This is a genomic window from Pseudonocardia cypriaca, from assembly GCF_006717045.1.
GTDB lineage: Bacteria > Actinomycetota > Actinomycetes > Mycobacteriales > Pseudonocardiaceae > Pseudonocardia > Pseudonocardia cypriaca.
Window position 1 is genome coordinate 1,353,758 of the sequence record NZ_VFPH01000002.1, and the last position, 21,673, is coordinate 1,375,430.

20 protein-coding genes are annotated in these 21,673 nt (G+C 72.3%); 7 read left to right on the forward strand and 13 right to left on the reverse strand.

All coding sequences use genetic code 11. The annotated features are described in order from the left end of the window. The first annotated feature begins 88 nt into the window (after window positions 1-88). Genes FB388_RS24065 through galK form a run of 4 tightly spaced genes read left to right on the forward strand, consistent with a single transcriptional unit; the run spans window position 89 to window position 5,062 of the window. Complete coding sequence (locus FB388_RS24065; protein WP_246122345.1) at window positions 89-2,065, forward strand: beta-galactosidase; 1,977 nt, start codon at window positions 89-91, stop codon at window positions 2,063-2,065. Beyond that, window positions 2,065-2,832 carry a DeoR/GlpR family DNA-binding transcription regulator gene (locus tag FB388_RS24070; RefSeq protein WP_142104449.1) on the forward strand — a complete coding sequence of 256 codons (768 nt, stop codon included), beginning with the start codon at window positions 2,065-2,067 and terminating at the stop codon, window positions 2,830-2,832. The genes FB388_RS24065 and FB388_RS24070 overlap by 1 nt, the downstream gene beginning before the upstream one ends. Before the next feature lie 5 nt (window positions 2,833-2,837). Next, the gene (gene galT / locus FB388_RS24075) at window positions 2,838-3,935 is read left to right on the forward strand and encodes a galactose-1-phosphate uridylyltransferase (RefSeq protein WP_142106249.1); all 1,098 of its coding nucleotides are present in this window, start codon (window positions 2,838-2,840) and stop codon (window positions 3,933-3,935) included. Then, a complete protein-coding gene (gene galK / locus FB388_RS24080; RefSeq protein WP_246122347.1) occupies window positions 3,932-5,062 on the forward strand; it encodes a galactokinase in 1,131 nt (376 codons plus the stop codon). The genes galT and galK overlap by 4 nt, the downstream gene beginning before the upstream one ends. Here galK and FB388_RS24085 read toward each other — a convergent pair. From FB388_RS24085 to FB388_RS24110, 6 genes are all read right to left on the reverse strand, one after another. Continuing rightward, window positions 5,002-5,880, reverse strand: a complete 879-nt coding sequence (locus FB388_RS24085) for a hypothetical protein (RefSeq protein WP_142104450.1) — start codon at window positions 5,878-5,880, stop codon at window positions 5,002-5,004. The two genes, galK and FB388_RS24085, sit on opposite strands and share 61 nt — an antisense overlap. A gap of 81 nt (window positions 5,881-5,961) precedes the next feature. Next, window positions 5,962-6,372, reverse strand: a complete 411-nt coding sequence (locus tag FB388_RS24090; RefSeq protein ID WP_246122593.1) for an OsmC family protein — start codon at window positions 6,370-6,372, stop codon at window positions 5,962-5,964. Between the two features lie 2 nt (window positions 6,373-6,374). Further along, window positions 6,375-7,826 carry an ATP-binding protein gene (locus FB388_RS24095; protein WP_142104452.1) on the reverse strand — a complete coding sequence of 484 codons (1,452 nt, stop codon included), beginning with the start codon at window positions 7,824-7,826 and terminating at the stop codon, window positions 6,375-6,377. Between the two features lie 16 nt (window positions 7,827-7,842). After that, entirely contained in the window at window positions 7,843-9,516 is a 1,674-nt protein-coding gene (locus tag FB388_RS24100; RefSeq protein ID WP_142104453.1) for an FAD-dependent oxidoreductase, read from the reverse strand. 153 nt (window positions 9,517-9,669) lie between these two features. Beyond that, a complete protein-coding gene (locus FB388_RS24105) occupies window positions 9,670-11,133 on the reverse strand; it encodes an aldehyde dehydrogenase (NADP(+)) (protein WP_142104454.1) in 1,464 nt (487 codons plus the stop codon). Continuing rightward, window positions 11,130-12,035, reverse strand: a complete 906-nt coding sequence (locus FB388_RS24110) for a fumarylacetoacetate hydrolase family protein (RefSeq protein WP_142106251.1) — start codon at window positions 12,033-12,035, stop codon at window positions 11,130-11,132. Before FB388_RS24110 ends, FB388_RS24105 begins: the two co-directional genes overlap by 4 nt. A gap of 63 nt (window positions 12,036-12,098) precedes the next feature. Between FB388_RS24110 and FB388_RS24115 the strand changes: the two genes are divergently transcribed. After that, window positions 12,099-12,752, forward strand: a complete 654-nt coding sequence (locus FB388_RS24115) for a GntR family transcriptional regulator (protein ID WP_142104455.1) — start codon at window positions 12,099-12,101, stop codon at window positions 12,750-12,752. Between the two features lie 62 nt (window positions 12,753-12,814). Continuing rightward, window positions 12,815-14,191, forward strand: a complete 1,377-nt coding sequence (locus tag FB388_RS24120; RefSeq protein ID WP_142104456.1) for an FAD-binding oxidoreductase — start codon at window positions 12,815-12,817, stop codon at window positions 14,189-14,191. A 60-nt stretch (window positions 14,192-14,251) separates the two neighbouring features. Here FB388_RS24120 and FB388_RS24125 read toward each other — a convergent pair whose 3' ends face one another. From FB388_RS24125 to FB388_RS24150, 6 genes are all read right to left on the reverse strand, one after another. Further along, window positions 14,252-15,298 carry a tartrate dehydrogenase gene (locus FB388_RS24125; RefSeq protein ID WP_142104457.1) on the reverse strand — a complete coding sequence of 349 codons (1,047 nt, stop codon included), beginning with the start codon at window positions 15,296-15,298 and terminating at the stop codon, window positions 14,252-14,254. Further along, the gene (locus tag FB388_RS24130; protein WP_142104458.1) at window positions 15,295-16,899 is read right to left on the reverse strand and encodes an SLC13 family permease; all 1,605 of its coding nucleotides are present in this window, start codon (window positions 16,897-16,899) and stop codon (window positions 15,295-15,297) included. The genes FB388_RS24125 and FB388_RS24130 overlap by 4 nt, the downstream gene beginning before the upstream one ends. An 87-nt stretch (window positions 16,900-16,986) precedes the next feature. After that, window positions 16,987-18,234: a formamidase gene (fmdA, locus tag FB388_RS24135; protein WP_142104459.1), complete on the reverse strand. Its 1,248-nt coding sequence runs from the start codon at window positions 18,232-18,234 to the stop codon at window positions 16,987-16,989. Window positions 18,235-18,250: 16 nt separating this feature from the next. Continuing rightward, window positions 18,251-18,871 carry an AmiS/UreI family transporter gene (locus FB388_RS24140; RefSeq protein ID WP_142104460.1) on the reverse strand — a complete coding sequence of 207 codons (621 nt, stop codon included), beginning with the start codon at window positions 18,869-18,871 and terminating at the stop codon, window positions 18,251-18,253. 1 nt (window position 18,872) lies between these two features. After that, complete coding sequence (locus FB388_RS24145) at window positions 18,873-19,148, reverse strand: FmdB family zinc ribbon protein (protein WP_142104461.1); 276 nt, start codon at window positions 19,146-19,148, stop codon at window positions 18,873-18,875. An 89-nt stretch (window positions 19,149-19,237) separates the two neighbouring features. Then, entirely contained in the window at window positions 19,238-19,681 is a 444-nt protein-coding gene (locus FB388_RS24150) for a MarR family winged helix-turn-helix transcriptional regulator (protein ID WP_170225810.1), read from the reverse strand. Between the two features lie 109 nt (window positions 19,682-19,790). Here FB388_RS24150 and FB388_RS24155 point away from each other — a divergent pair, with 109 nt between their 5' ends. Further along, entirely contained in the window at window positions 19,791-20,888 is a 1,098-nt protein-coding gene (locus tag FB388_RS24155) for a substrate-binding domain-containing protein (RefSeq protein WP_142104463.1), read from the forward strand. 13 nt (window positions 20,889-20,901) lie between these two features. On the opposite strand, the gene FB388_RS24160 is transcribed toward FB388_RS24155, so the two are convergent. Next, window positions 20,902-21,603, reverse strand: coding sequence for a FadR/GntR family transcriptional regulator (locus FB388_RS24160; RefSeq protein WP_142104464.1), 702 nt, complete (start codon window positions 21,601-21,603; stop codon window positions 20,902-20,904). Between the last annotated feature and the right edge of the window lie 70 nt (window positions 21,604-21,673).

Consider the following 21,673-nt stretch of genomic DNA (forward strand, 5'->3'; position numbering starts at 1 on the left):
TGACACATGCCGGACGTCACACCAGGGTCGCTTGGGTTTCTGTTCGGATGTGTTGTCTTGTGTGCGAGTCACCCGACGAGAGGACGATGTGCTCCCCTTCCCCGGCATCGCGATGGGCTGCGACTACAACCCCGAGCAGTGGGACCCCTCGGTGTGGCGCGAGGACGTTGCGCTGATGCAGGAGGCCGGCGTCGGGTTCGTGACTCTCGGGGTGTTCTCGTGGGCGTGGCTCGAGCCCACGCCCGACGAGTACGACTTCGCCTGGTTCGACGAGGTGCTGGGGCTGCTGCACGACGCCGGGATCGCCGTGGACCTGGCAACGGCCACCGCGTCGCCGCCGCCGTGGCTCACGACGAGCCACCCGGAGGTGCTGCCGGTCGACGTCGAGGGGCGCACGCTGTGGCAGGGCAGCCGGCAGTCGTGGTGCCCCAGCTCCCCGGTGTTCCGCGACCACGCTCTGCAGCTCGTCGGCGAGCTGGCCCGGCGGTACGGCAACCACCCGGCGGTGAAGCTGTGGCACGTCAGCAACGAGCTGGGCTGCCACGTCGTCAGGTGCTACTGCGACGTGAGCGCCGCGGCGTTCCGGCGCTGGCTGGTGGGCCGGTACGGCTCGGTCGACAAGCTGAACGACGCCTGGGGCACAGCGTTCTGGTCGCAGCGCTACTCCTCGTTCGACGAGGTGCTGCCACCGCGGCTCACGCCGACCATCAGCAACCCGAGCCACGAGCTGGACTTCTCCCGCTTCTCCTCCGACGCGCTGCTGGACCACTACCGCGCCGAGCGGGACGTGCTGCGCCAGCTCTCGCCGGACGTGCCCGTCACGACGAACCTGATGGTCAACCCGCGGCAGCACGGCACCGACTACTTCCGCTGGGCGCCTCAGATGGACCTGGTCTCCCAGGATCACTACATCGACACCCGGCTGCCCCGGCCGCGGGCCGAGCAGGCGTTCAGCGACGACCTCACCCGCGGGGTGGCGGGCGGCGCGCCGTGGATGCTCATGGAGTCGGCCACGAGCGCGGTGAACTGGCAGCCGGTCAACCCGGCGAAGAAGCCCGGGGAGCTGCTGCTCGACTCGCTGCGCCACGTCGCCCGCGGCGCCGACACGGTCGGGTTCTTCCAGTGGCGGGCCTCCAGGGCGGGCGCCGAGAAGTACCACTCGGCGCTGGTGCCGCACGCCGGGCCGGACTCGGCGCGCTTCCGCGAGGTGGTGGAGCTCGGCGGGCAGCTGCAGAAGCTCGGCGAGGTGGCGGGGAGCCGGGTCGAGGCCGACGTGGCGCTCCTCGTCGACTGGGAGGCGTGGTGGGCCTGCGACCTCGGCTCGCACCCCAGCTGCCAGGTCCGATACATGGACGCCGCGCTGCGCTGGCACCGCGCCGTCACCGAGGTGGGCGCAACGGCCGACGTCGTGCATCCCTCCGCCGACCTGTCCGGCTACAAGCTCGTGATCGTCCCGACGCTGTACCTGTGCACCGACGAGACGGCCGCCGCGCTGCAGGCGTACGTCGAGGGCGGCGGGCACGTCCTCGTCACCTACTTCTCGGGGATCGTCGACGAGCACGACCACGTCCGGCTCGGCGGCTACCCCGGTGCGTTCCGCGACCTGCTCGGCGTGCGCACCGAGGAGTTCGCCCCGCTCATGCCCGGGGTCACCGTGGCGCTCGACGACGGCAGCACCGCCGACGTCTGGACGGAGCTGCTCGAGGCGCGGGACGCGGAGGTCGTCGCGAGGTACACCGACGGGCCGCTGCCCGGCACGCCCGCGCTCACGCGCCGCGCCGTCGGCGACGGTGCGGCCTGGTACCTCGCCACCTGGCTCGACGACGAGGCAACGGCCGCGCTGGCCGACCGGCTCACCCGGGAGGCCGGGGTCACCCGGCTCGACGCGCCGCAGCCGGGCCTCGAGGTCGTGCGGCGCGGCCGGTACCTGTTCGTGCTCAACCGGGGCGACCTGCCGGCGAGCGTCCCGGCCACCGGTGTCGACCTGCTCACCGGTGACCGTGCCGACGGCGAGTTGCGGGTCGCGGCGGGCGCGGCCGCCGTGATCAAGTCGGACGAGGGCTGATGCTCGCCCGCCAGCGCCAGGAGCTGATCCTGGACTCCGTCCGTGCCACGGGCGGTGTGCGGGTGTCGGAGCTGGTCGACCGGCTGGGCGTCTCGGACATGACGGTGCGCCGCGACATCGACGAGCTCGCCCGGCGCGGGCTCGTCACGCGCGTGCACGGCGGCGCGACCGCGGCGGGCAGCAGCGTGGAGGAGCCCGGGTTCGCGGTGAAGTCGGCGCTGCACACGGCGGCGAAGCAGGCCATCGCCGAGGCGGCGGCCGCGCTGGTCGAGCCGGGGGCGTCCGTGGCGCTGTCGGCGGGTACGACGACGCATGCCGTCGCGTCGGTGCTGCTGGGGATCCCGGGGCTCACGGTCGTCACGAACTCGCTGCGGGTGGCCGAGGTGCTGCACGCGGCGCCGCGCCCCGACCTCACGGTCGTGCTCACCGGCGGTGAGCGCACCCCGTCGGACGCGCTGGTCGGGCCGGTGGCGGTGGCGGCCCTGCGCGGCCTGCACGTCGACTGGTTGCTGATGGGGGTGCACGGGATGGACGTCGATGCCGGCTTCACCAGCCCCAACCTGGCGGAGGCCGAGACGAACCGGGCGCTGCTCACCAGCGCCCGTCAGGTGGCCGTGGTGGCCGACAACTCGAAATGGGGAGTAGTGGGGTTGAGCACGATCGCGACCCTCGACGAGGCCGACGTCGTCGTGAGCGACGACGGCCTCGATCCGGAGGCACGTCAGGCCATCGAGCAGAGCTGCGGACGGCTGGTGTTGGCGGCATGACCACGATCCGTCGCACGACCGCTCGCATGGCCGACGGCCGCGAGCTGATCTACTTCGACGACGTCACGCCCGACCGCGTGCCGGCGCCCGACACCCGCGACCTGCCGACCGTGCAGACCGGGTCGATCATGCGCTACGACGTGCTCACCGGTGAGTGGGTGGCGATCGCGGCCCACCGGCAGGACCGTACGTTCCTCCCGCCCGCCGACGCGTGCCCGCTGTGCCCGACGCGGCCCGGGCGCGCGCCGTCGGAGATCCCGGCGTCGGACTACGACGTCGTGGTGTTCGAGAACCGCTTCCCGTCGTTCGCCCAGGACGTCGCCACCGACGTGCCTGCGGAGGTGGACGGCGACCCGCTGTGGCCGCAGCGCCCGGCGGTCGGGCGGTGCGAGGTGGTCTGCTTCACGAGCGACCACAACTCCTCGTTCGGTGCCCTGCCCGTCGAGCGGGTCCGCACGGTGATCGAGGCGTGGGCCGACCGCACGGCTGCGTTGTCGGCGATGTCGAGCGTGGAGCAGGTGTTCCCGTTCGAGAACCGCGGCACCGAGATCGGCGTGACGCTCGAACACCCGCACGGCCAGATCTACGCCTACCCGTTCGTCACGCCGCGCACCGCGCAGCTGCTGAACCGGGCGGCCGAGCACCGCCAGCGCACCGGCCGAGACCTGTTCGACGACGTGCTCGCCGCCGAGCGCAAGGCCGGCACCCGCGTCGTCCGCGAGGGCACCCACTTCACCGTTTTCGTCCCGGCCGCGGCACGGTGGCCGGTGGAGGCGCACCTCGTGCCGCACCGGCCGGTCCGCGACTTCGCCGACCTCACCGAGGAGGAGCGCACCGAGCTGGCGGAGCTGTACCGCGACCTGCTGCACCGGTTCGAGGTGTACTTCGACGAGGCGCCGCACCCGCCGTACATCGCGGGCTGGCACCAGGCACCCGTGCACACCGGGCGCGACCTCACCCGGCTGCACCTGCGGTTGTTCTCGCTGCGCCGGGCGCCCGGGAAGCTCAAGTACCTCGCCGGCTCGGAGTCGGGGGCGGGCGCCTGGATCAACGACGCGCTGCCGGAGCGGATTGCCCAGCGGCTTCGGGAGGTCGGATCGTGAGTACGTTCTCGGAGTTCTTCGGCCGCGAGCCGGACGGCCGCTGGGCGGGCCCCGGCCGCGTCAACCTGATCGGCGAGCACGTCGACTACGCCGACGGCCTGTGCCTGCCGTTCGCGATCGCGCAGCGCACGATCGTGGAGGTCGCGAAGCGCTCGGACGATCGGCTGCGGCTGTGCAGCCTCTCGGAGGAGGGCGGCTTCGACGGCGAGCTGGGCGACGTCGGCCCGGGACGCCCGGAGGGCTGGTCCGGCTACGTCGCGGGCGTGTTGTGGGCACTGCGGGAGGCGGGCCACGCGGTCGGCGGGATCGACCTGCTGGTCACGGACACGGTGCCGCTCGGGTCCGGCCTCTCCTCGTCCGCTGCCCTCGAATGCGGGGTGGCGCTGGCCGTCGACGACCTGTACGGGCTCGGCCTCGGTGGCTCGGCCGATGGCCGCAAGGTGCTCGTCGACGCGTGCCGCCGCGCGGAGAACGACGTGGTGGGCGCACAGACCGGCGGGATGGACCAGGCGGCCTCGCTGCTCGGCACCGCCGGCCACGCGCTGCTGCTCGACACCCACGACGAGTCGACCCGGCAGGTCCCGTTCGCCCCCGTCGAGGTGGGCCTCACCCTGCTCGTCATCGACACCAAGGTGCGGCACAGCCACTCCGACAACGAGTACGGCGCCCGCCGCGCGTCCGTCGAGAAGGCCGCTGACGCGCTCGGCCGGCCCAGCCTGCGTGACGCCACGCTCGACGACCTCGCCGGGCTCGACGCCGACCTGCTCCCCCGCGCCCGGCACATCGTCACCGAGATCGACCGGGTGCGGCGCACCGTCGCGTTGCTGGACGCGGGACGGATCGCCGAGATCGGTCCGCTGCTCGACGCCTCGCACGCGTCGCTGGCCGGGGACTACGAGGTGTCCTGCCCCGAGCTCGACCTGGCCTGCGCCACGGCCCGCGCGGCCGGGGCGCTGGGCGCCCGGCTGACCGGCGGCGGGTTCGGCGGCTCCGCCATCGCCCTGGTGCCGACCGACGACGTCGACACGATGTCGGGCGCCGTGCGGGCGGCGTTCGCGGCAGCGGGCTACCGCGAACCGGACATCCGCGCCACGGAGCCGTCCGCGGGCGCGGAGCGCATCGCGTAGGCCAGCTCCTCGTAGGTCGGGGCGAGCCGGGTGAGCAGCTCGATCACGCCCTCCCGGTCGCCCCGCACCAGCGGGTACTGCAGCCCGCCGACGAGCCGCGCCTGCCGGTCTGCCACGGCGGCCGCGCCGTCGAGACCGAGGCGGCCGAGCCACAGCGCGGCGTCGGCGAGGCGGTGGGCGCCGACCCGGACCGCGAAGTGGACGAGGTGCCCCTCCTGGTGTGGGGTCAGGCCGTCCCTGACGAGGCCGGCGAACCGCTCCACCGCCGCACCCGGGCTCTCGCCGTCGGGGTCGAGCAGGCGCAGGGCTTCGGGAAGGGATGCGCGCAGCGCGTCGACGACCGCCACCTCGCGGACGCGGCGGAAGCCGGAGCGCATCGTGAACGGCTCCGCGGAATATTCGAACGTGACCGATTCCCAGGCCGCCACGAATTCGTCGACGGGCAACGTGGCGTGGGGAAATCCGTGCGGGTCGTGAAAATGTACGACGCCGTCGGTGACGTCAGTGACGACCATGAAGTGGTCGGACTCGATCACGGTCCCCGATCCGGGGTGGTGCAGCAGCAGGCCGAACTCGACCGGTCCGACGAACACCGGGCCGCCGGCCGCGCGGAGGCGCTCCACGGCGTCGGCCGCCGAGCCACCGGAGACCTGCTCACAAGTCCATCCCAGCAGGTCGATGGCCGTGCCGAAGCCCTGGTTCGGGTCCCAGCCGAGCGGGTCGAACCACGGCAGGCCGCCGCCGAGGTGGAACCCGAACGGCGATCCGGTGAGCACCTCGATCGCCGACGGCGGCGGGGCGCCCTCCCCGAGGACCATCGCGAGAGAATTCGCGTAGCAATAGGGACCGGAACCGACGTAATTTACATCCACGCCGGCAGCATGCCCAATTTCGACGAATTACGCCAGCGGCTCCCCGGCGTGCTCGATCTGCGTGCGGATCGAGAACGCGGGCTTGAGCATCATCGTCACCTCGGTGCGCTCGAGCGCCGCGGCGAGGCGGTGCGCCTCGTCCCGGTCGAGGCGGAACGCGAGCAGCACCCGCCGGTAGAGCAGGGTGGGCGGGCCCGCGTCGAGGGTGACGACCACCTCGATGTCGCCCGGGTCGCCGTCGCGCTCCAGGTGGGTGCGCGCCGACATCGCGCTGCACGCCGCGAGCGCACCCGTCATCAGCTCGAGCGGGCTGGGTCCGGCGCCGGCACCGCTCGCGGCGTGGTCGGCGGTGACGGTGTGCGGCCCCAGCTTCAGGTCGACGGCCCGGCCGGCGTCGGACGCCAGCCGGGCGCCGGCCGAGGCGAGCGGGATCTGCATGGTCACGAGCCGGGCTCCTCGGTGATCGGCAGGCGCACCCGGAAGCGGGTGTCGCCCGGCTGCGAGGTGACGGTGATGTCGCCGCGATGGCGGTTGACCACCACCCGGTAGGAGACGTCCAGCCCGAGGCCGGTGCCGCGCCCCACCGGCTTCGTGGTGAAGAACGGGTCGAAGATCTTCTGCCGCACGTCGGGCGGAATGCCCGGTCCGGTGTCACCGATCTCGACGAACACGCACTCGTCGACCCGGCCGGTGCGGACCGTCAGCGTGCCCTTGCCGCCCATGGCGTCGACCGCGTTGTCGATGATGTTGGTCCACACCTGGTTGAGCTCGGCCGGGTACGCCGGGATCAGCGGCAGCGTCCGGTCGTACTCCTTGACGATGCCGATCCCGGCCTCGGCCCCGAGCTTGCGGCCGAACATCACGAGCGTGGCGTCGAGGCCCTCGTGCACGTCGATGAACCGGTGCGGCGCGCGGTCCATCTGCGAGTACTGCTTCGCGGCGAGCACCAGGTCGGAGATGCGGGTGGTGGCGTCGAGGATCTCGCGCAGCAGGCTCTCGGTCTCCACGGTGTAGGCGAGCCAGCGGATCGCGCCCTCGAGCGTGGTCTCGCTGGCGGCCGCGTACACCGCGTCCAGGTCCTCGACGCCGAGCCCGCCGGCCACGAACACCGGGGCGAGGTCCCAGCTGCCCTCGATGCCGTGGTCGTCGAGCCACTCGCCGAGCTCGTCCTCGCGGTCGGTGGCCTCCAACGGCGAGAGGGAGGGCGCGTGGCGGACCTTCTTGACGAACTCGTCCTGCGCCATCACCAGCTTCTTCAGCTGGTCGCCCGCGATCTTGCCGTCGGCGATCATCGCGAGCTTGGCCCGCATGCCGGCCACCTTGTCCCGCAGCGCGTCGGCCGCGCGCCCGGCGGCGGCCGCCGGGTTGTTCAGCTCGTGGGTGAGCCCCGCGGACAGCCTGCCGAGCGCGAGCAGCCGCTCCCGCTCGGCGAGCACGTGGTTGCCCCGCTTCATGCCCAGCCGCAGGCCCTCGAGCAGGTGCACCGCCATCGGGTACCAGCGGGAGAACTCGGCCGCGAACTCGCGGGCCGGCAGCGCCAGCGCGGTGCAGTCGGTGATGGCCCGCACCGACGCGGGGTACTCCTCGGTGGTCTCGTCCACCACGTAGAACTGGACGGCGCCGAAGTACACGCCGCGCTGGTCGGTGCGCGTGGTCTCGACGTTGTCCCCGCCGACCAGCCTGCTCATCGCGAGCGTGCCCGACAACAGCACGTGGAAGCAGTCGGCCGGCTCGCCCTCGGCCACGATGTTCTCGCCGGCAGGCACCGAGATCACGTCGCCGTGCTCGGCCACCCAGGCCAGCTGCTCATCGGTGAGCTCGGCGAACAGGAACAGGGTGCGCAGCTCCTCCGGCGTGAGCCGGGCGGGAGCCGTCTCCTCGATCGCGGTCATCGCTGCTCCTGCCCGGTCACTGCTCGGCGAGGTAACGGTGCACGAGCGTCACGGCCATGGCGCCCTCTCCCACCGCGGACGCGACCCGCTTCACCGAGTCGGCCCGCACGTCTCCTGCCACGAACACCCCTGGCACGCTCGCCTCCAGGTGGTAGGGATCCCGGTCCAGTGTCCACCCCGGTGGGCGCTTGCCCTCGACGACGAGGTCGGGGCCGGTGGGGATGAAGCCGCGCTCGTCGCGCTGGACGAAGCCGTCCAGCCACTCCGTGCGCGGCGCGGCACCGATGAACACGAACATCGAGCCCGCCTTGACCGACTCCGTCGTCTCGCCCTGGCGGAGGGTGACCGACTGCAGGTGGTCGTCGCCGTGGGCCTCCACGACCTGGCAGCCGGTGCGCACGGTGATGTTGTCGATCGTCTCGATCTGCTTGATCAGGTACGACGACATCGACGCCTCGAGGCTGGGCCCGCGCACCACCAGCGTGACGGTGGCGGCGTGCTTGGCGAAGAACACCGCCGCCTGGCCCGCCGAGTTGGCGCCGCCGACGATGTAGACGTCCTCGCCGCGGCAGGCGGGCGCCTCGGTGGCGGCCGAGCCGTAGAACACGCCGCGGCCGGTGAGGTCGGCGACGCCGGGCGCCTCCAGGCTGCGGTAGGAGACGCCGGTGGCGAGCACGACGGAGTGCGCGGCGATCTCGCTGCCGTCGCCGAACCGCACGACCCGCGCCGAGCCGCGCGCCTCCAGCCCGACGACGTCGCGGGCGGTGAGCACCTCGGCGCCGAACTTCGCGGCCTGCCGCCGCGCCCGGTCGGTGAGCTGCGCTCCGGACACCCCGTCGGGGAAGCCCAGGTAGTTCTCGATCCGGGAGCTCTGACCGGCCTGACCGCCGGTGGCGTGGCGTTCGACGAGGACGGTGCGCAGCCCCTCCGACGCGCCGTACACGGCCGAGCCCAGCCCTGCCGGGCCGCCGCCGATGACGATCAGGTCGTAGAAGTCGGACACCGGGTCGGTGGTGAGACCGCACGCCGCGGCGATCTGGGCGTCGGTGGGCGAGCGCAGCGCCGTGCCGTCGGTGGTGATCAGCACCGGGACGTCGTCCGGCCCGGCACCGGCCGCCTCGAGGAGCCGCGCGCCCTCCGGCTCGTCGATCGAGTAGTAGCGGTACGGCACGGAGTTGCGGGCGAGGAAGTCGCGCGCCGAGAAGCACTCCGCGGACCAGCGGTGCCCGACGACGCGGATCTCGTCGATCGGGCGCTGGCCCACCGCCCGCCACGTCTCGACCAGCGCGTCGACGACGGGGTAGAGCTTCTCCTCCGGCGGGTCCCACGGCTTGAGCAGGTAGTGGTCGACGTCGACCAGGTTGATCGCCTGGATCGCCGCGTCGGTGTCGGCGTAGGCGGTGAGCAGGGCCCGGCGCGCGTGCGGGGCGATGTCCATGGCCTGCTCGAGGAACTCGATGCCGTTCATCTCGGGCATCCGGTAGTCGGCGAGGATCGCCGCCACCGGCTCGCCGCGCAGCGTGAGCTCGCGCAGCGCGTCGAGCGCGTCGCGGCCGGACTCGGCGCGGACGATGCGGTGGTCCTGCCCGTAGCGGCGGCGCAGGTCGCGAGCCACGGCACGGCTCACGCCCGGGTCGTCATCCACGGTCATCAGGACGGGCTTTGTCGAGCGGGGCTCGATCGCGGTCATGCAGGCTCCAGCGGACGTGCTTCCGTTCCCCGGTGGGGGACGAGATCGCTGCCGAACCTACGCGCTCGACGCCCGGTACGGCGAGGTCACGAATGCGACGAACGGCGCGTTGGTCGGATAGGTTCCGACCAACGCGCCGTTCGTCGAACGGGATCAGGCTCCCGTGAGGACGCCGTCCACCCGCCTGGGCAGGCCCAGCGGGTTCCCGTCCTGCAGCGCCTCGGGGAGCAGGGCCTGGGGCGTGTTCTGGTAGCACACCGGGCGCAGGAACCTGCGGATCGCCGTGGTGCCCACGCTCGTGTGGATCGACGCCGTCGTCGACGGGAACGGGCCGCCGTGGTGCATCGCGTGCGCGACGGCCACGCCGGTGGGCCAGCCGTTGTAGACCAGCCGGCCCGCGCGGTCGCGCAGCGCGTCGACCAGGGGCTGCAGGGTCGCGGCGTCGGCGTCCTCGGCGTGGACGGTGGCGGTGAGGTTGCCGCCGAAGGCCTCGGCCGCGGCGAGCATCTCGTCGCCGTCGGCGTACTCGACGACGATCGACGTGGGCCCGAAGCACTCCTGCAGGATCGGGTCCGGGTCGGCGAGCAGCTCCTTGGCCGTGGTGGCGAGCAGCGTGGGTGCCACGCCTGCGTCGCCGTCGCTGCCGTGCACGAGGGTGCGCACCGGGCCGAGGCCCTCCAGCCGGTCGCGCTCGTGGGCGTGCCCCTCGCGGATGCGGTCGTTGAGCATTCCGGCGGGGGCCGTGCCCCGCACCGCCTCGACCAGCCGCTCCTCCAGGCCGTGGCCCTCGGGCAGGAACAGCAGGCCGGGCTTGGTGCAGAACTGCCCGGTGCCCAGCGTGAACGAGCCCACGTAGCCGTCGGCGATGTCGTCACCGCGGGCCGCGATCGCCGAGGGCGTGACGAACACCGGGTTGAGGCTGCCCAGCTCGCCGTAGAACGGGATGGGCTCCTCGCGCCGGGTGGCGATCTCCAGCAGGGCGAGCCCACCCTTCACCGAGCCGGTGAACGCGCCTGCCTTGATCCGCGGGTCGGTGAGCGCGGACGTGCCGGCGTCCATGCCGTGGATCACCGCGAAGGTGCCCTCTGGGGCGCCTGCGGCACGCAGCGCCTCGCCCAGCACCTCACCGGTGCGCTGCGAGAGCCGCGGGTGCCCGGGGTGCGCCTTCACGACGACCGGGCTGCCGGCCGCCAGCGCGGACGCGGTGTCGCCGCCGGGCACGCTGAACGCGAACGGGAAGTTGCTAGCGGCGAACACCAGCACCGGACCGAGCGGCACGAGCATGCGGCGCAGGTCGGGCCGGGGCACCGGCTTGGCGTCCGGGTCGGCCGAGTCGAGGATCACCTCGAGGTAGGAGCCCTCCTCGAGCGCGTCGGCGAACAGGCGCAGCTGGCCGCTGGAGCGGGCCACCTCGCCGGTGAGCCGGCCCTCCGGGAGTGCCGACTCCTCGATCGCGATCGGGACGAGCTCGCCCGCCGCCGCGTCCAGCGCGTCGGCGGCCGCGCGCAGCAGCCGGGCGCGTTCGGCGGGGCGCAGCGCGGCGAGCGGCCCGGCGGCCTGCGCCGCCGCGGCGAGCACGCGCTCGAGCTCCTCTGGGGTGGTATCGGTGACGGTCACAGCTGGCCCTTCCTCCTGGCCGCGGGACGCTCGATGGCGTCGACGAGCCAGGACAACGGTTCGCGGCCCCGTACGACGGGGTTGGACAAGGTGCCGACCTGCGCGATCTCGATGTCCACGCGGTCGCCCTCCGTGAGGGAGAAGCTCAGCTCGGGGACGATCCCCGTGCCGGTGGTCAGGATCGCGCCGTCGGGGAAGTCGCTGGGGGCGTAGAGCACCTCGACCAACTCCTCCAGCGTGCGGTGCAGGCGGGCGGTGCTCGTCTCGCCCTCGAACACGACGGCGTCGTCGCGCACGATCTTCATCGTGATCGCGAGGTCGGCGGTGTCGACCTCCCACGCCGGCCGGATACCCGTCGCCAGCGAGCAGGAACCGTTGAAGATCTTCGCCTGCGGGATGTAGAGCGGGTTCACGCCCTCGATGGAGCGCGAGCTCATGTCGTTGCAGACCGTGTAGCCGACGATCTCGCCGCGGCTGTTGGCGACGACCGCGAGCTCCGGCTCGGGGACGTCGACCTCGGAGTCGGCGCGCACGCCCACCGGCTCCCCGTCGGTGACCACCCGCCAGGCCACCGCCTTGAGGAAGAGCTCCGGGCGCGGGGCGTCGTAGACGAGCTCGTAGACCGAGGCCTGCACGCTCTCCTCGACCCGGCCCTCGCGCGAGCGCTCGTAGGTGACCCCGGACGCCCACACCTCCGTGCGGCCGTCGACGGGCGGGAGGTAGGTGACCGAGTCGGCGTCCACCTCGGAGCCGGCGGGCTCCAGGCCGGCGCGCAGGGCGTCGAGCGGTTCACGCAGGAGCTCGGCGACCGAGCCGAAGCGGACGGGGGCGATCTTGCCGTCCCGCCGCACCCCCACGCGCGGCTCGGCGGCTCCCTGCTCGACGTAGCGGACGATTTCCATGCTCTTCACCGGCTCCTGTCCGTCGCGTCAACGCTGCCTCGGAAATCCTATAGGATCTGGGCGATGTTGCCAGGGCGACTGGTCGACGACGTCCACGAGACGATCAAGGCGCGGATCATGGACCACGCGATCGCGCCGGGTGCCCGCCTGTCCATCGACGGGCTCGCCCGCGAGCTCGGCGTCTCCCCCACCCCGGTCCGCGAGGCGCTCGCCCGGCTGGAGTCGGCGCAGCTGGTCGTGAAGGAACCGCTGCGCGGCTACCGCACCACGCCGCTGCTCACCGCCGACCAGCTGGCCGACCTCTACCGGTTCCGGCTGCTCATCGAGCCGTGGGCGGCCGCCACCGCAGCCGAGCGGGCCACCCCGGCCGGCCGCGCCCTGCTGAAGGCAGAGCTCGCCACCGCCGACGCGCCCGAGTCGGACACCTACGCCGCCTACCGCGCGTTCTCCGCCCACGACGCGCGGTTCCACCTGCTGCTGGCCGAGCTCGCGGGCAGCGACCAGGTGCGGGAGGCCTTCCAGCGCACCAACTGGCACCTGCACATCTACCGCCAGTACTACCACCGCGGCATCGGCCCGCAGGCGCTCGCCGAGCACCGGCGGATCGCCGACGCCGTACTCGCCTGCGATCCCCGTGCAGCAGCTGACGCGATGCGGGAACACCTGGAGCAGTCGCACGCCCGGCTCAGGCAGCCGGACGAGGATGGAGAGCCGTAAGTAGAGCGAGCAGGGCGGCGCCTCAAAAGGCCCGCGAGCCCGCCGGAGCGGAGCGGAGGCAGATGAACACGGTCCTGGATGAGCTCGCCGCAGGCCTTCCGGCCGACGCGCTGATCACCGATCCCGCCAGCACCGACGCCTACCGCTTCGACGAGGCGAGCTTCTGCGCGGCGGGCGCCCCGCTCGCTGTCGTCCGGCCGACGGAGACCGAGCAGGTGCAGCACGTGCTGCGGGTGGCGTCGGCGCACCGGGTGCCGGTGGTGCCGCAGGGCGCGCGGTCGGGACTGTCGGGTGCCGCAAACGCCGTGGACGGCGGCATCGTGCTCTCGCTGACCCGGATGGACCGCATCCTGGAGATCGACCCGGTCGACCAGGTGGCCGTGGTCGAGCCGGGGGTGCTCAACGCGGTGCTGTCCCGCGCGGTGCTGGAGCAGGGCATGTACTACCCGCCGGACCCGTCGTCGTGGGAGCTCTCGACCATGGGCGGCAACCTCGCCACCAACGCGGGCGGCCTGTGCTGCGTCAAGTACGGGGTCACGGCCGACTTCGTGCGCGGGCTCGAGGTCGTCACCGCGTCCGGCGAGCTGCTGCGCACCGGCCGGCGCACCGCGAAGGGCGTGGCGGGCTACGACCTCACCAAGCTGGTCGTCGGCTCCGAAGGCACCCTCGGGGTGATCACGAAGGCCACGCTGGCGCTTCGCCCCGCCCCCGAGGCCGCCCTGACCATGGCGGCCGCGTTCGCGTCCGCCGCCGACGCGCTGTCGGCCGTCACGCGGATCATGGCGGCGGGCCTGCAGCCCTCGCTGTGCGAGTTCCTGGACGGGGTCACGGTGCGCGCCATCCAGGACTACCGCGACATGGGCCTGCCCACCGGCGTCGGCGCGCTGCTGCTCACCCAGTCCGACCGGGGGCCGCGCGCCGCCGCGGACGTCGAGGCGATGGGCGAGATCTGCACCGAGCTGGGCGCGCTCGACGTCGCCGTCGCCTCCGACGCCACGGAGTCGGAGATGCTCATGCAGGCCCGCCGGATCGTCCACTTCGCGGTGGAGAAGCTCGGCTCCACGCTCATCGACGACGTGGCCGTGCCGCGCGCGAAGCTCGTGGAGCTGCTCGACGGCATCACCGCGATCGCCGAGGAGCACGACGTCGTCGTGTCCTGCCCCGGCCACGTCGGCGACGGCAACATGCACCCCACCGTGATCTTCGACCGCGGCGACCCGGCCGCCGTCGAGCGGGCCCAGAAGGCGTTCGACGCGATCATGCAGCTCGGCCTCGCGCTGGGCGGCACGATCACCGGCGAGCACGGCGTCGGGGTCCTGAAGCGCGGGTGGCTGGAGACGGAGCTGGGCGAGCTGAGCCTGGGCCTGCACCGCAAGATCAAGGAGGCCTTCGACCCGCTCGGCATCCTGAACCCGGGCAAGGTCCTGGCTGCCGACTGATGTCAGCAAAGCCACTTTCCTGACGCCCGACGTCCTGAAAGTGGCTTTGCTGACACTCGGTCAGCCCAGGGCCGCCACCAGCGCCTGCGTGGCCTCGGCCGTGGTTGCCGTTCCGCCCAGGTCCCTCGTGCGGGTCTCGGGCTTCGACAGGGTCGTCTCCATCGCCCGCAGGACGTCGGCGGCCGCCGCCCCGTGGCCCAGGTGCTCCAGCATCATCGCCGCCGACCACACCGCTCCGACGGGGTTGGCGATGCCCTGGCCCGCGATGTCCGGTGCCGAGCCGTGCACGGGCTCGAACATGGACGGGAACTCCTTGGTGGGGTCCAGGTTCGCCGACGGTGCGATGCCGATCGAGCCGGCGACGGCCGCGGCGAGGTCGGACAGGATGTCGCCGAACAGGTTCGAGCCGACCACCACGTCGAACCGCTGCGGCTGCAGCACGAACTTCGCGGCGAGGGCGTCGATGTGTTCGCTGTCGACGCGGACGTCCGGGTGCAGGGCCGCGCGTTCGGCCACGACCTCGTCCCAGAACGGGAGGGTGTGGACGATCCCGTTCGACTTCGTGGCCGAGGTGACGTAGCCGCGGCGGGTGGCGGCCAGCTCGAACGCGAAGTCGGCGATCCGGCTCACCCCGACCCGCGTGAAGATCGACTCCTGGATCGCCATCTCGTCCGGGAACCCGCGGTTCATCCGGCCGCCGACCTCGGAGTACTCGCCCTCGACGTTCTCCCGGACCACCACGAAGTCGACGTCGTCGGCCACCCGCAGCGGGCTCTGCACGCCGTCGAACACGCGGATCGGGCGCAGGTTGACGTACTGGCGGAACGCCCGGCGGATCGGGATGAGCAGGCCCCACAACGACACGTGGTCCGGCACGCCCGGCCACCCGACGGCGCCGAGCAGGATCGCGTCGAACCCGCGCAGCGTCTCGATGCCGTCGGCGGGCATCATCGCGCCCTCGCGCTCGTACCGCTGGCAGGACCAGTCGAACTCGGTGTACTCCAGCGAGACGCCGTGCCGCGCGCAGGCGGCGTCGAGCACGGTGCGGGCGGCCTCGATGACCTCGGTTCCGATCCCGTCGCCGGGGATCACGGCTATTCGACTCACATCCCGAATCCCATCACAGCGACCATCAGCGGCAGGAGCACGATGATGAGGATCGCTCCCAGGACGTCGAACGAGAACCCGGACCGGATCATCGTGGTGATCGGGACCGCACCCGAGCCGTAGACCACGGCGTTCTGCGGCGTCGACACCGGCAGCATGAAGCCGAACGACGCCGCGAACGTGGCCGCCAGCGCGGGGACGAACGGGTTGACACCCGCTGCCATCGCCACCGGGATGACGATCGGCACCACCACGGCCGCCGACGCCGTGTTGCTCGTCGTCTCGGAGACGATGATCGCCAGCACCACGGCGAAGATCGTGATCGGGATGATGCTGGTGAGCCCCAGCGCGTTCGACACCCCGGTCCCGATCGTCTCGGCGAGCCCGGTGGACGACAGCAGACCGCCGAAGATGATGCCCGTGCCGAAGAGCACGATCGTGCCCCAGTCGATCTCGGCGGCGTCCCGCCAGCGCAGCGTGAACTCCCGGTTCTTCCAGTCGGTCGGCAGCAGGTACAACAGCGACGCGCCGAGCACCGCGACCATGCCCTCGTCGAGCCGGTCGGTGACGGCCGTGTAGAAGTCGGAGTCGGTGCCGGCGAACACCGCCACGACACCGGGGAAGATCCACAACGCCACGGTGATGCCGAACGCGATCAGCGTGTTCTTCTCCGCGCGTGACAGCGGCCCCATCTCGGCGCGCTGCTGGGCGACGAACTCCTCGACGCCCTCGATCCGGCGGATCTCCGGCTTGTTGAGCAGCAGCAGCATCAGCGCCAGCGCCACGAACATCAGCAGGCAGATCGGGACCGCCATGCCCACCCAGGCCGCGAAGCTGATGCGCTGCCCGGTGGCCTCCTCGATCAGCCCGCGACCGATCAGGTTGGGCGGGCTGCCCACCGGCGTGAGCAGGCCGCCGACGCTCGCACCGTAGGCCAGCATGAGCATGATCGCGGCGCCGACGCGCAGCCGCAGCGGGTCGAAGTCCTCGGCCACCAGCCCGCGCTCCTGCAGCAGCTTCGCGACCACCGCGAGGATGCCCAGCGCAGTGGGCAGCAGCATCGCGACGGTGGCGGTGTTCGACACGAACGCCGAGAGCAGCGCCGTGATCGCCCCGAACGCGATGATCACGCCGAACGTCGACTGCCCCACCCGCGGCAGCGCGAGGATCCGGAATGCGAACCGCCGCGCCAGGCCGTGCTTGAGCATCGCCTGGGCGAGGATGAACGCCCCGATGAACGTGAACACCGTGGACGAGCCGAACCGGGCGAGCACGTCATCAGCCGGTTCGACCTGCAGGAACACGATCACCGCGACCCCGAGGAGGCCGCCGATCGGGATCGGCACCGCCTCGGTGACCCACAGGATGACGACGCCGAGCAGCACGGCCGCGAGCGTCTTCTGCGCCGGTTCGAGGGGCAGCGGCAGCAGCAGGAAGACGATCGTGACGATCGGCGCGAGGAAGAGCCCGATGGTGCGTCGGCCCTTCTCGAACCGTTCCTCGGCAGGCGATAGCCGCTGCTCACCGAGGCTGCGGTAGGTGGCGTGGCCGAGCAGGGCCTTGTCGACGTCGGTCCGAACGCGCTCGCTCTCCGCGGTCATACCCGGAAGGGTGACACCAATCACTCGCGGAGTCACTGGTCTCGGCGCCGGCCGGCCCCGGCAGCGGGGCCGGCCAGCACCACCGGATCACGACGTGACGCAGACCTGCCCGCGGTCGGTGTGGCGCGGGCCCTCGGCGTTCGGCCGGATGTCCGTGTCGAAGATCTCCGTGGGCAGGAACACCGAGCAGCAGGCGTTCGGGATGTCCACGACCCCGCCGATGCGGCCCTCGACGGGTGCTGTGCCGAGGATCAGGTAGGCCTGCTCGCCGGTGTAGCCCCACTTCTTCAGGTAGTCGATGGCGTTGAGGCAGGCGTTGCGATAGGCCTGGGTGGCGTCCATGTACAGGTTGGTGTCGTCCCGGTGGTCCACCGAGATCCCGATGAACGTGAGCCACTCCGAGTAGAGCGGCGCCACCCGCCCGGGCATGAACACCGGGTTGTTCTGGATCGCGTACTTCTCCATGCCGCCCTTGATGAGATCGACGTGCATGTCGATGAAGCCACCCATCTCGATGGCTCCACAGAAGTTGATCTCGCCGTCGCCCTGGCTGAAGTGCAGGTCACCGCCCGACAGCAGGGCGTTCGGGACGTGCACCGGGTAGAAGATGCGGCTACCGCGGGTGAAGTTCTTGATGTCGTGGTTGCCGCCGTTCTCGCGGGCCGGCACCGTGCGGGCGCCGTCACGGGCGATCCCCTCGGCGGCGGCGCCGGTCGCGGTGCCGGGCAGCACGCCGTCGGGCAGCGGGGGCAGCGCGAGTGGCGGCACGCGGTCCGGGTCGGTGCCGATCAGGGCGCGCTCGCGGTTGTTCCACCGCGAGAGCAGCTCCGGCGACGGTGCCGTGCCGAACAGGCCGGGGTGGGTGATGCCGGTCATCCGCACGCCGGGGACGTGGCGGGACGTGCACTGCTGGCCCTGGAAGTCCCAGACCGCCTTGTAGGCGTCGGGGAAGTAGTCGGTTAGGAAACCACCGCCGTTGACCTTCGAGAAGATGCCCGAGTAGCCCCAGCCCTGGCCGCAGTGGTCGCCGACCTCCTGGGGCACCGGCCCGAGGTCGAGGATGTCGACGATCAGCAGGTCGCCGGGCTCGGCGCCCTCCACCCCGATCGGGCCGCTCAGCATGTGGGCGACGTCGAGGTTGACGTCCCGGACATCGTTGGCGGAGTTGTTGTTGCCGATCTGCCCGTCGGTCCACTCCTTGCACTCGATGCGGAACGTGTCGCCGGGCTTGACCATCGCGGCGGGTGGGATGTCGGGGTGCCACCGGTTGTGCCCGGGCACCCGCTGGTCGCGCATCGACTTCGCCTGCTCGACGCTGAACACGACCTCCGGCATGACGATCTCCTTCTTCTCAGGCGTGGTGGGGGACGGACGCGGACGCCGCTGGGCGGCGAGCGAGGGCGAACCAGAGCCCGCCGAACAGCAGGACTCCGACGACGAGGTAGGTGACGGCGAGTCCGGCCGAGTCCGACCAGTGCCCGGTGACGAGCAGGAACGCCGGCACGGCCGCGGTGCCGAACGCCTCGACGAGCGTGACCCAGCCGGTGAAGCGGGTGAGCCGCTCGATCCCGAGGCCGAGCACGAGGAAGAACAACAGCCACAGGAAAGACCAGAAGAGCCAGATGACGCCGAACGTCCGGTCGCCGAGGTCGGCGAACGAGTGCACCGCGAACCCGACCGCGCACAGCGCCACGAACAGCGAGAACCAGCCGAGGCCTGCCTGCGGCCAGCCGGCGATGGCGTTGACGCCCACCCAGAGGTAGGTGAAACCGAACAGGTACAGGCCGGCGGCCAGCGAGATCGCGCGGGCGTCCCCGGCCGCTGCGATGATCAGGTAGGTCGGCGTGACGACCTGCAGCGCGCCGACGAACAGGTTGATCGGTGCCGCGGCCCGTCCGTCGACGACGCCGAGGAGCAGCAGCCCGTTGACGAACAGCACGGCCCCGACGTAGAGCAGCCCGACGTTCCCCATCTCACGGCCTCGGCAGCCGGGCGTGCAGGGGGTGGGCGTGCCGCGGCGCCTGCGGGGCGGGTTCCCGGGTGACGACCCGGGGGTTTTCCGCGCTGGTTCCCGCGGCGTCGAGCGCGGCGACCAGTCCGCGGGGGACGAGGCGCGTGCGCGGGCTCGTGTAGACGCGGCGGGCGTCGTCCCCGCAGCGTGGGCACGCCAGCCGGGACGTGGCTGCACCCATCGGGCGGCGGACGTCGACGTCGCCACAGCCCGCGCACCGGTACTGGTAGGTGACCATGTGACCTCCGTTATTTCCATTTGAAACTTATCCAGATGGAAGGGAAAGTCAAGCCGCCAGGTGCGCGGGACGAGCGCGGCGCTCGGCGATCAGCCGGTGGCCGGGGTGCCCGTCAGGCGGCTGAGCAGCGCGGACAGGGTGCTGCGCTGGTCATCGGTGAGAGCGGAGAGCGCGGCCGCCTCGGCCTCGGCCACCGCGGGCTGCAGCGACCGGCGCAGCCGCTGCCCGCGCGGCGTGAGGTGCACGAGCACGCGGCGGCGGTCGTGGGCGTCGACCTCGCGGTGCACGAGCGCCTTCGTGGCGAGGTCGTCGACGATTCGGGTGAGGGTCGGGCCGGTGACGACGACGGCGCTCGCGATCTCGCTCATCGTCATGCCCTCTCGGTCGGCGAGCAGGTCGAGGATCCGCCACCGGTCGAGCGTGAGGCCGCTGCCGCGCAGCACCTTCTGGACGGCGGAGGAGACCTGCACCGCGGCGCGGTCCAGCAACAGGGACGGCGCCACGGCAACGTCTTCCTCGTCGGTGGCTGCCACGGCTCTCCCTCGATCCACTCGCCGGACCCTCTACCCAACCTAGTGCTTCCATGTGAAAGTAGCCGGGCGAGCCCGTCGCCGTGCCGCACGTCACCTCGAGAGGGGGGACATGCCCGTCACCGATCTGCCGGACGTCCCCGCCGTCCGACCGCACCGTGCAGAGCGTCCCTACCGGGTGGCGCTCGTCATCCCGCTGCAAGGCCCTGCCGGCCTGTTCGGGGCGTCGTGCGAGGCCGTCGCCGAGCTCGCCGCGGCCGAGCTGAACGCGGGGACCGGCCTGCTCGGCCGCCCCGTGGAGCTGGTGGTGGTGGACGGTGGCGCGGCGCCCGCGGTGATCGCCCGGCAGGTCGCCCGCCTCGTCGACAGCGACCTCGTCGACGCCGTCACCGGCTGGCACATCTCCGCGGTCCGCGAGGCGGTGGTGCCCACGATCGCGGGACGGGTGCCCTACGTCTACACATCGCTTTACGAGGGCGGCGAGCACCGGCCCGGGGTGTTCTGCTCGGGGGAGACCCCGATCGACCAGCTCGCGCCCGCCCTGCGCTGGCTGCGCGACCAGCTCGGGTTGCGGCGGTGGGCGATCGTCGGCAACGACTACGTGTGGCCGCGGCGCTCGAGCGTCGCGGTCCGCTCCTACGCGGCAGCGCTGGACCTCACCCTGCTCGACGAGCAGTACCTCCCGCTCGGCACGGGCGACTTCGGCGCGGCCGCGGAGCGGGTGGGACGCAGCGGGGCGCAGGCGGTGCTCATGCTCCTGGTCGGGCAGGACGCCGTCGCGTTCAACCGCGGCTTCGCGCAGCGCGGCCTGCAGGACCGGATCGTGCGGTTCAGCCCGCTGATGGAGGAGAACATGCTGCTGGCCAGCGGGCCGGACGCCACGACGGGCCTGTACGTCGCCGCGTCGTACTTCCGCTCGCTGACCACCGCGGGCTCGCTGGACCTGGTGGGCCGCTACGTCGACCGGTTCGGGCCGCACGCCCCGCCGCTGAACAACGCGGCCGAGTCGTGCTACGAGGGCATCCGCACGCTGTTCGCGCTGGCCCATCGGGCCGGCTCGACGCGGGTGAACCGCATGCTCGCGGTCGCCGACTCCGTGGGCTACGACGGCCCTCGCGGCGTCATGCACCTGCGCGACGGGCACGTGCGCCAGCGGGTGCACCTCGCAGTGGCCGACGACGTCGACTTCTCGGTGCTCACCAGCATCTGAGCCGTCGGTGGCGTCAGGACGGCGCGCCGCCCTCCTCCACCGGGGGCATGAGGGCGCGCAGCCACCGCTCCGTCTGGGCGACGTGCGCCTCGGCCGCACCTGCGGCGGCGCCCGGGTCGCGGTCGGCGATCGCCGTGGCAAGAACCCGGTGGTCCTCGTCGCTCTTGTGCCGCAGGTCCGGGCCCTCGGGGAGGGTGAACACCTGGTACTTGCGGGAGCGGGAGCGGAAGACCGCGAGCAGGGAGGCGAGGGCCGGGTTCCCGCCCGTCCGGGCGATCTCGGCGTGGAAGCGGTGGTCGAGGTCCGATGCCTCCGCGGGATCGTCGGTGGCCTCCATCGCCTCGATGAGCGCGAACAGGGTCTCCACGGTCTCCGGGGTCCGGCGCGCGGCGGCCTTGGCCGCGACGTGGGCCTCCAGCACCCGTCGGATCTCGTACATCTCCAGCAGCCCGGACAGCGGCAGGAGCTCCAACGTGAGCGAGAGGCTGCCGATGACGTCCTCCGGCTGCAGCGGCGAGACGTAGGTGCCGGAGCCGTGCCGCGGCTCCAGCACGCCGAGGGCCGCGAGCATCCGCACGGCCTCGCGCAGGGACCCGCGCGAGACGCCCAGTTCCGCGCAGAGGTCGGCCTCGGGCGGGATGCGCTCGCCCGCGCCGAGGCGGCCCGTCCCGATCATGTGCCGTAGCCCGTGGAACGCCTTGTCGACTGCGGACATCGGTCTCCTCCCGGCCCTCGAGCGACCGTCCTGCATTCGGGGTGCGACTGTACCGAGTCATCGGACCTGT

Bases quoted from the DNA above. Each gene is read 5' to 3' on its own strand.
- FB388_RS24155 (WP_142104463.1), top strand. From the start codon at position 19,791: ATGCCCGTCACCGATCTGCCGGACGTCCCCGCCGTCCGACCGCACCGT.
- fmdA (WP_142104459.1), bottom strand. From the start codon at position 18,234: ATGCCGGAGGTCGTGTTCAGCGTCGAGCAGGCGAAGTCGATGCGCGAC.
- FB388_RS24130 (WP_142104458.1), bottom strand. From the start codon at position 16,899: ATGACCGCGGAGAGCGAGCGCGTTCGGACCGACGTCGACAAGGCCCTG.
- FB388_RS24095 (WP_142104452.1), bottom strand. From the start codon at position 7,826: ATGACCGCGATCGAGGAGACGGCTCCCGCCCGGCTCACGCCGGAGGAG.
- FB388_RS24110 (WP_142106251.1), bottom strand. From the start codon at position 12,035: ATGGAAATCGTCCGCTACGTCGAGCAGGGAGCCGCCGAGCCGCGCGTG.
- FB388_RS24160 (WP_142104464.1), bottom strand. From the start codon at position 21,603: ATGTCCGCAGTCGACAAGGCGTTCCACGGGCTACGGCACATGATCGGG.
- FB388_RS24070 (WP_142104449.1), top strand. From the start codon at position 2,065: ATGCTCGCCCGCCAGCGCCAGGAGCTGATCCTGGACTCCGTCCGTGCC.
- FB388_RS24115 (WP_142104455.1), top strand. From the start codon at position 12,099: ATGTTGCCAGGGCGACTGGTCGACGACGTCCACGAGACGATCAAGGCG.
- FB388_RS24140 (WP_142104460.1), bottom strand. From the start codon at position 18,871: ATGGGGAACGTCGGGCTGCTCTACGTCGGGGCCGTGCTGTTCGTCAAC.
- FB388_RS24145 (WP_142104461.1), bottom strand. From the start codon at position 19,148: ATGGTCACCTACCAGTACCGGTGCGCGGGCTGTGGCGACGTCGACGTC.
- FB388_RS24085 (WP_142104450.1), bottom strand. From the start codon at position 5,880: ATGGTCCTCGGGGAGGGCGCCCCGCCGCCGTCGGCGATCGAGGTGCTC.
- FB388_RS24100 (WP_142104453.1), bottom strand. From the start codon at position 9,516: ATGACCGCGATCGAGCCCCGCTCGACAAAGCCCGTCCTGATGACCGTG.
- FB388_RS24090 (WP_246122593.1), bottom strand. From the start codon at position 6,372: ATGCAGATCCCGCTCGCCTCGGCCGGCGCCCGGCTGGCGTCCGACGCC.
- FB388_RS24120 (WP_142104456.1), top strand. From the start codon at position 12,815: ATGAACACGGTCCTGGATGAGCTCGCCGCAGGCCTTCCGGCCGACGCG.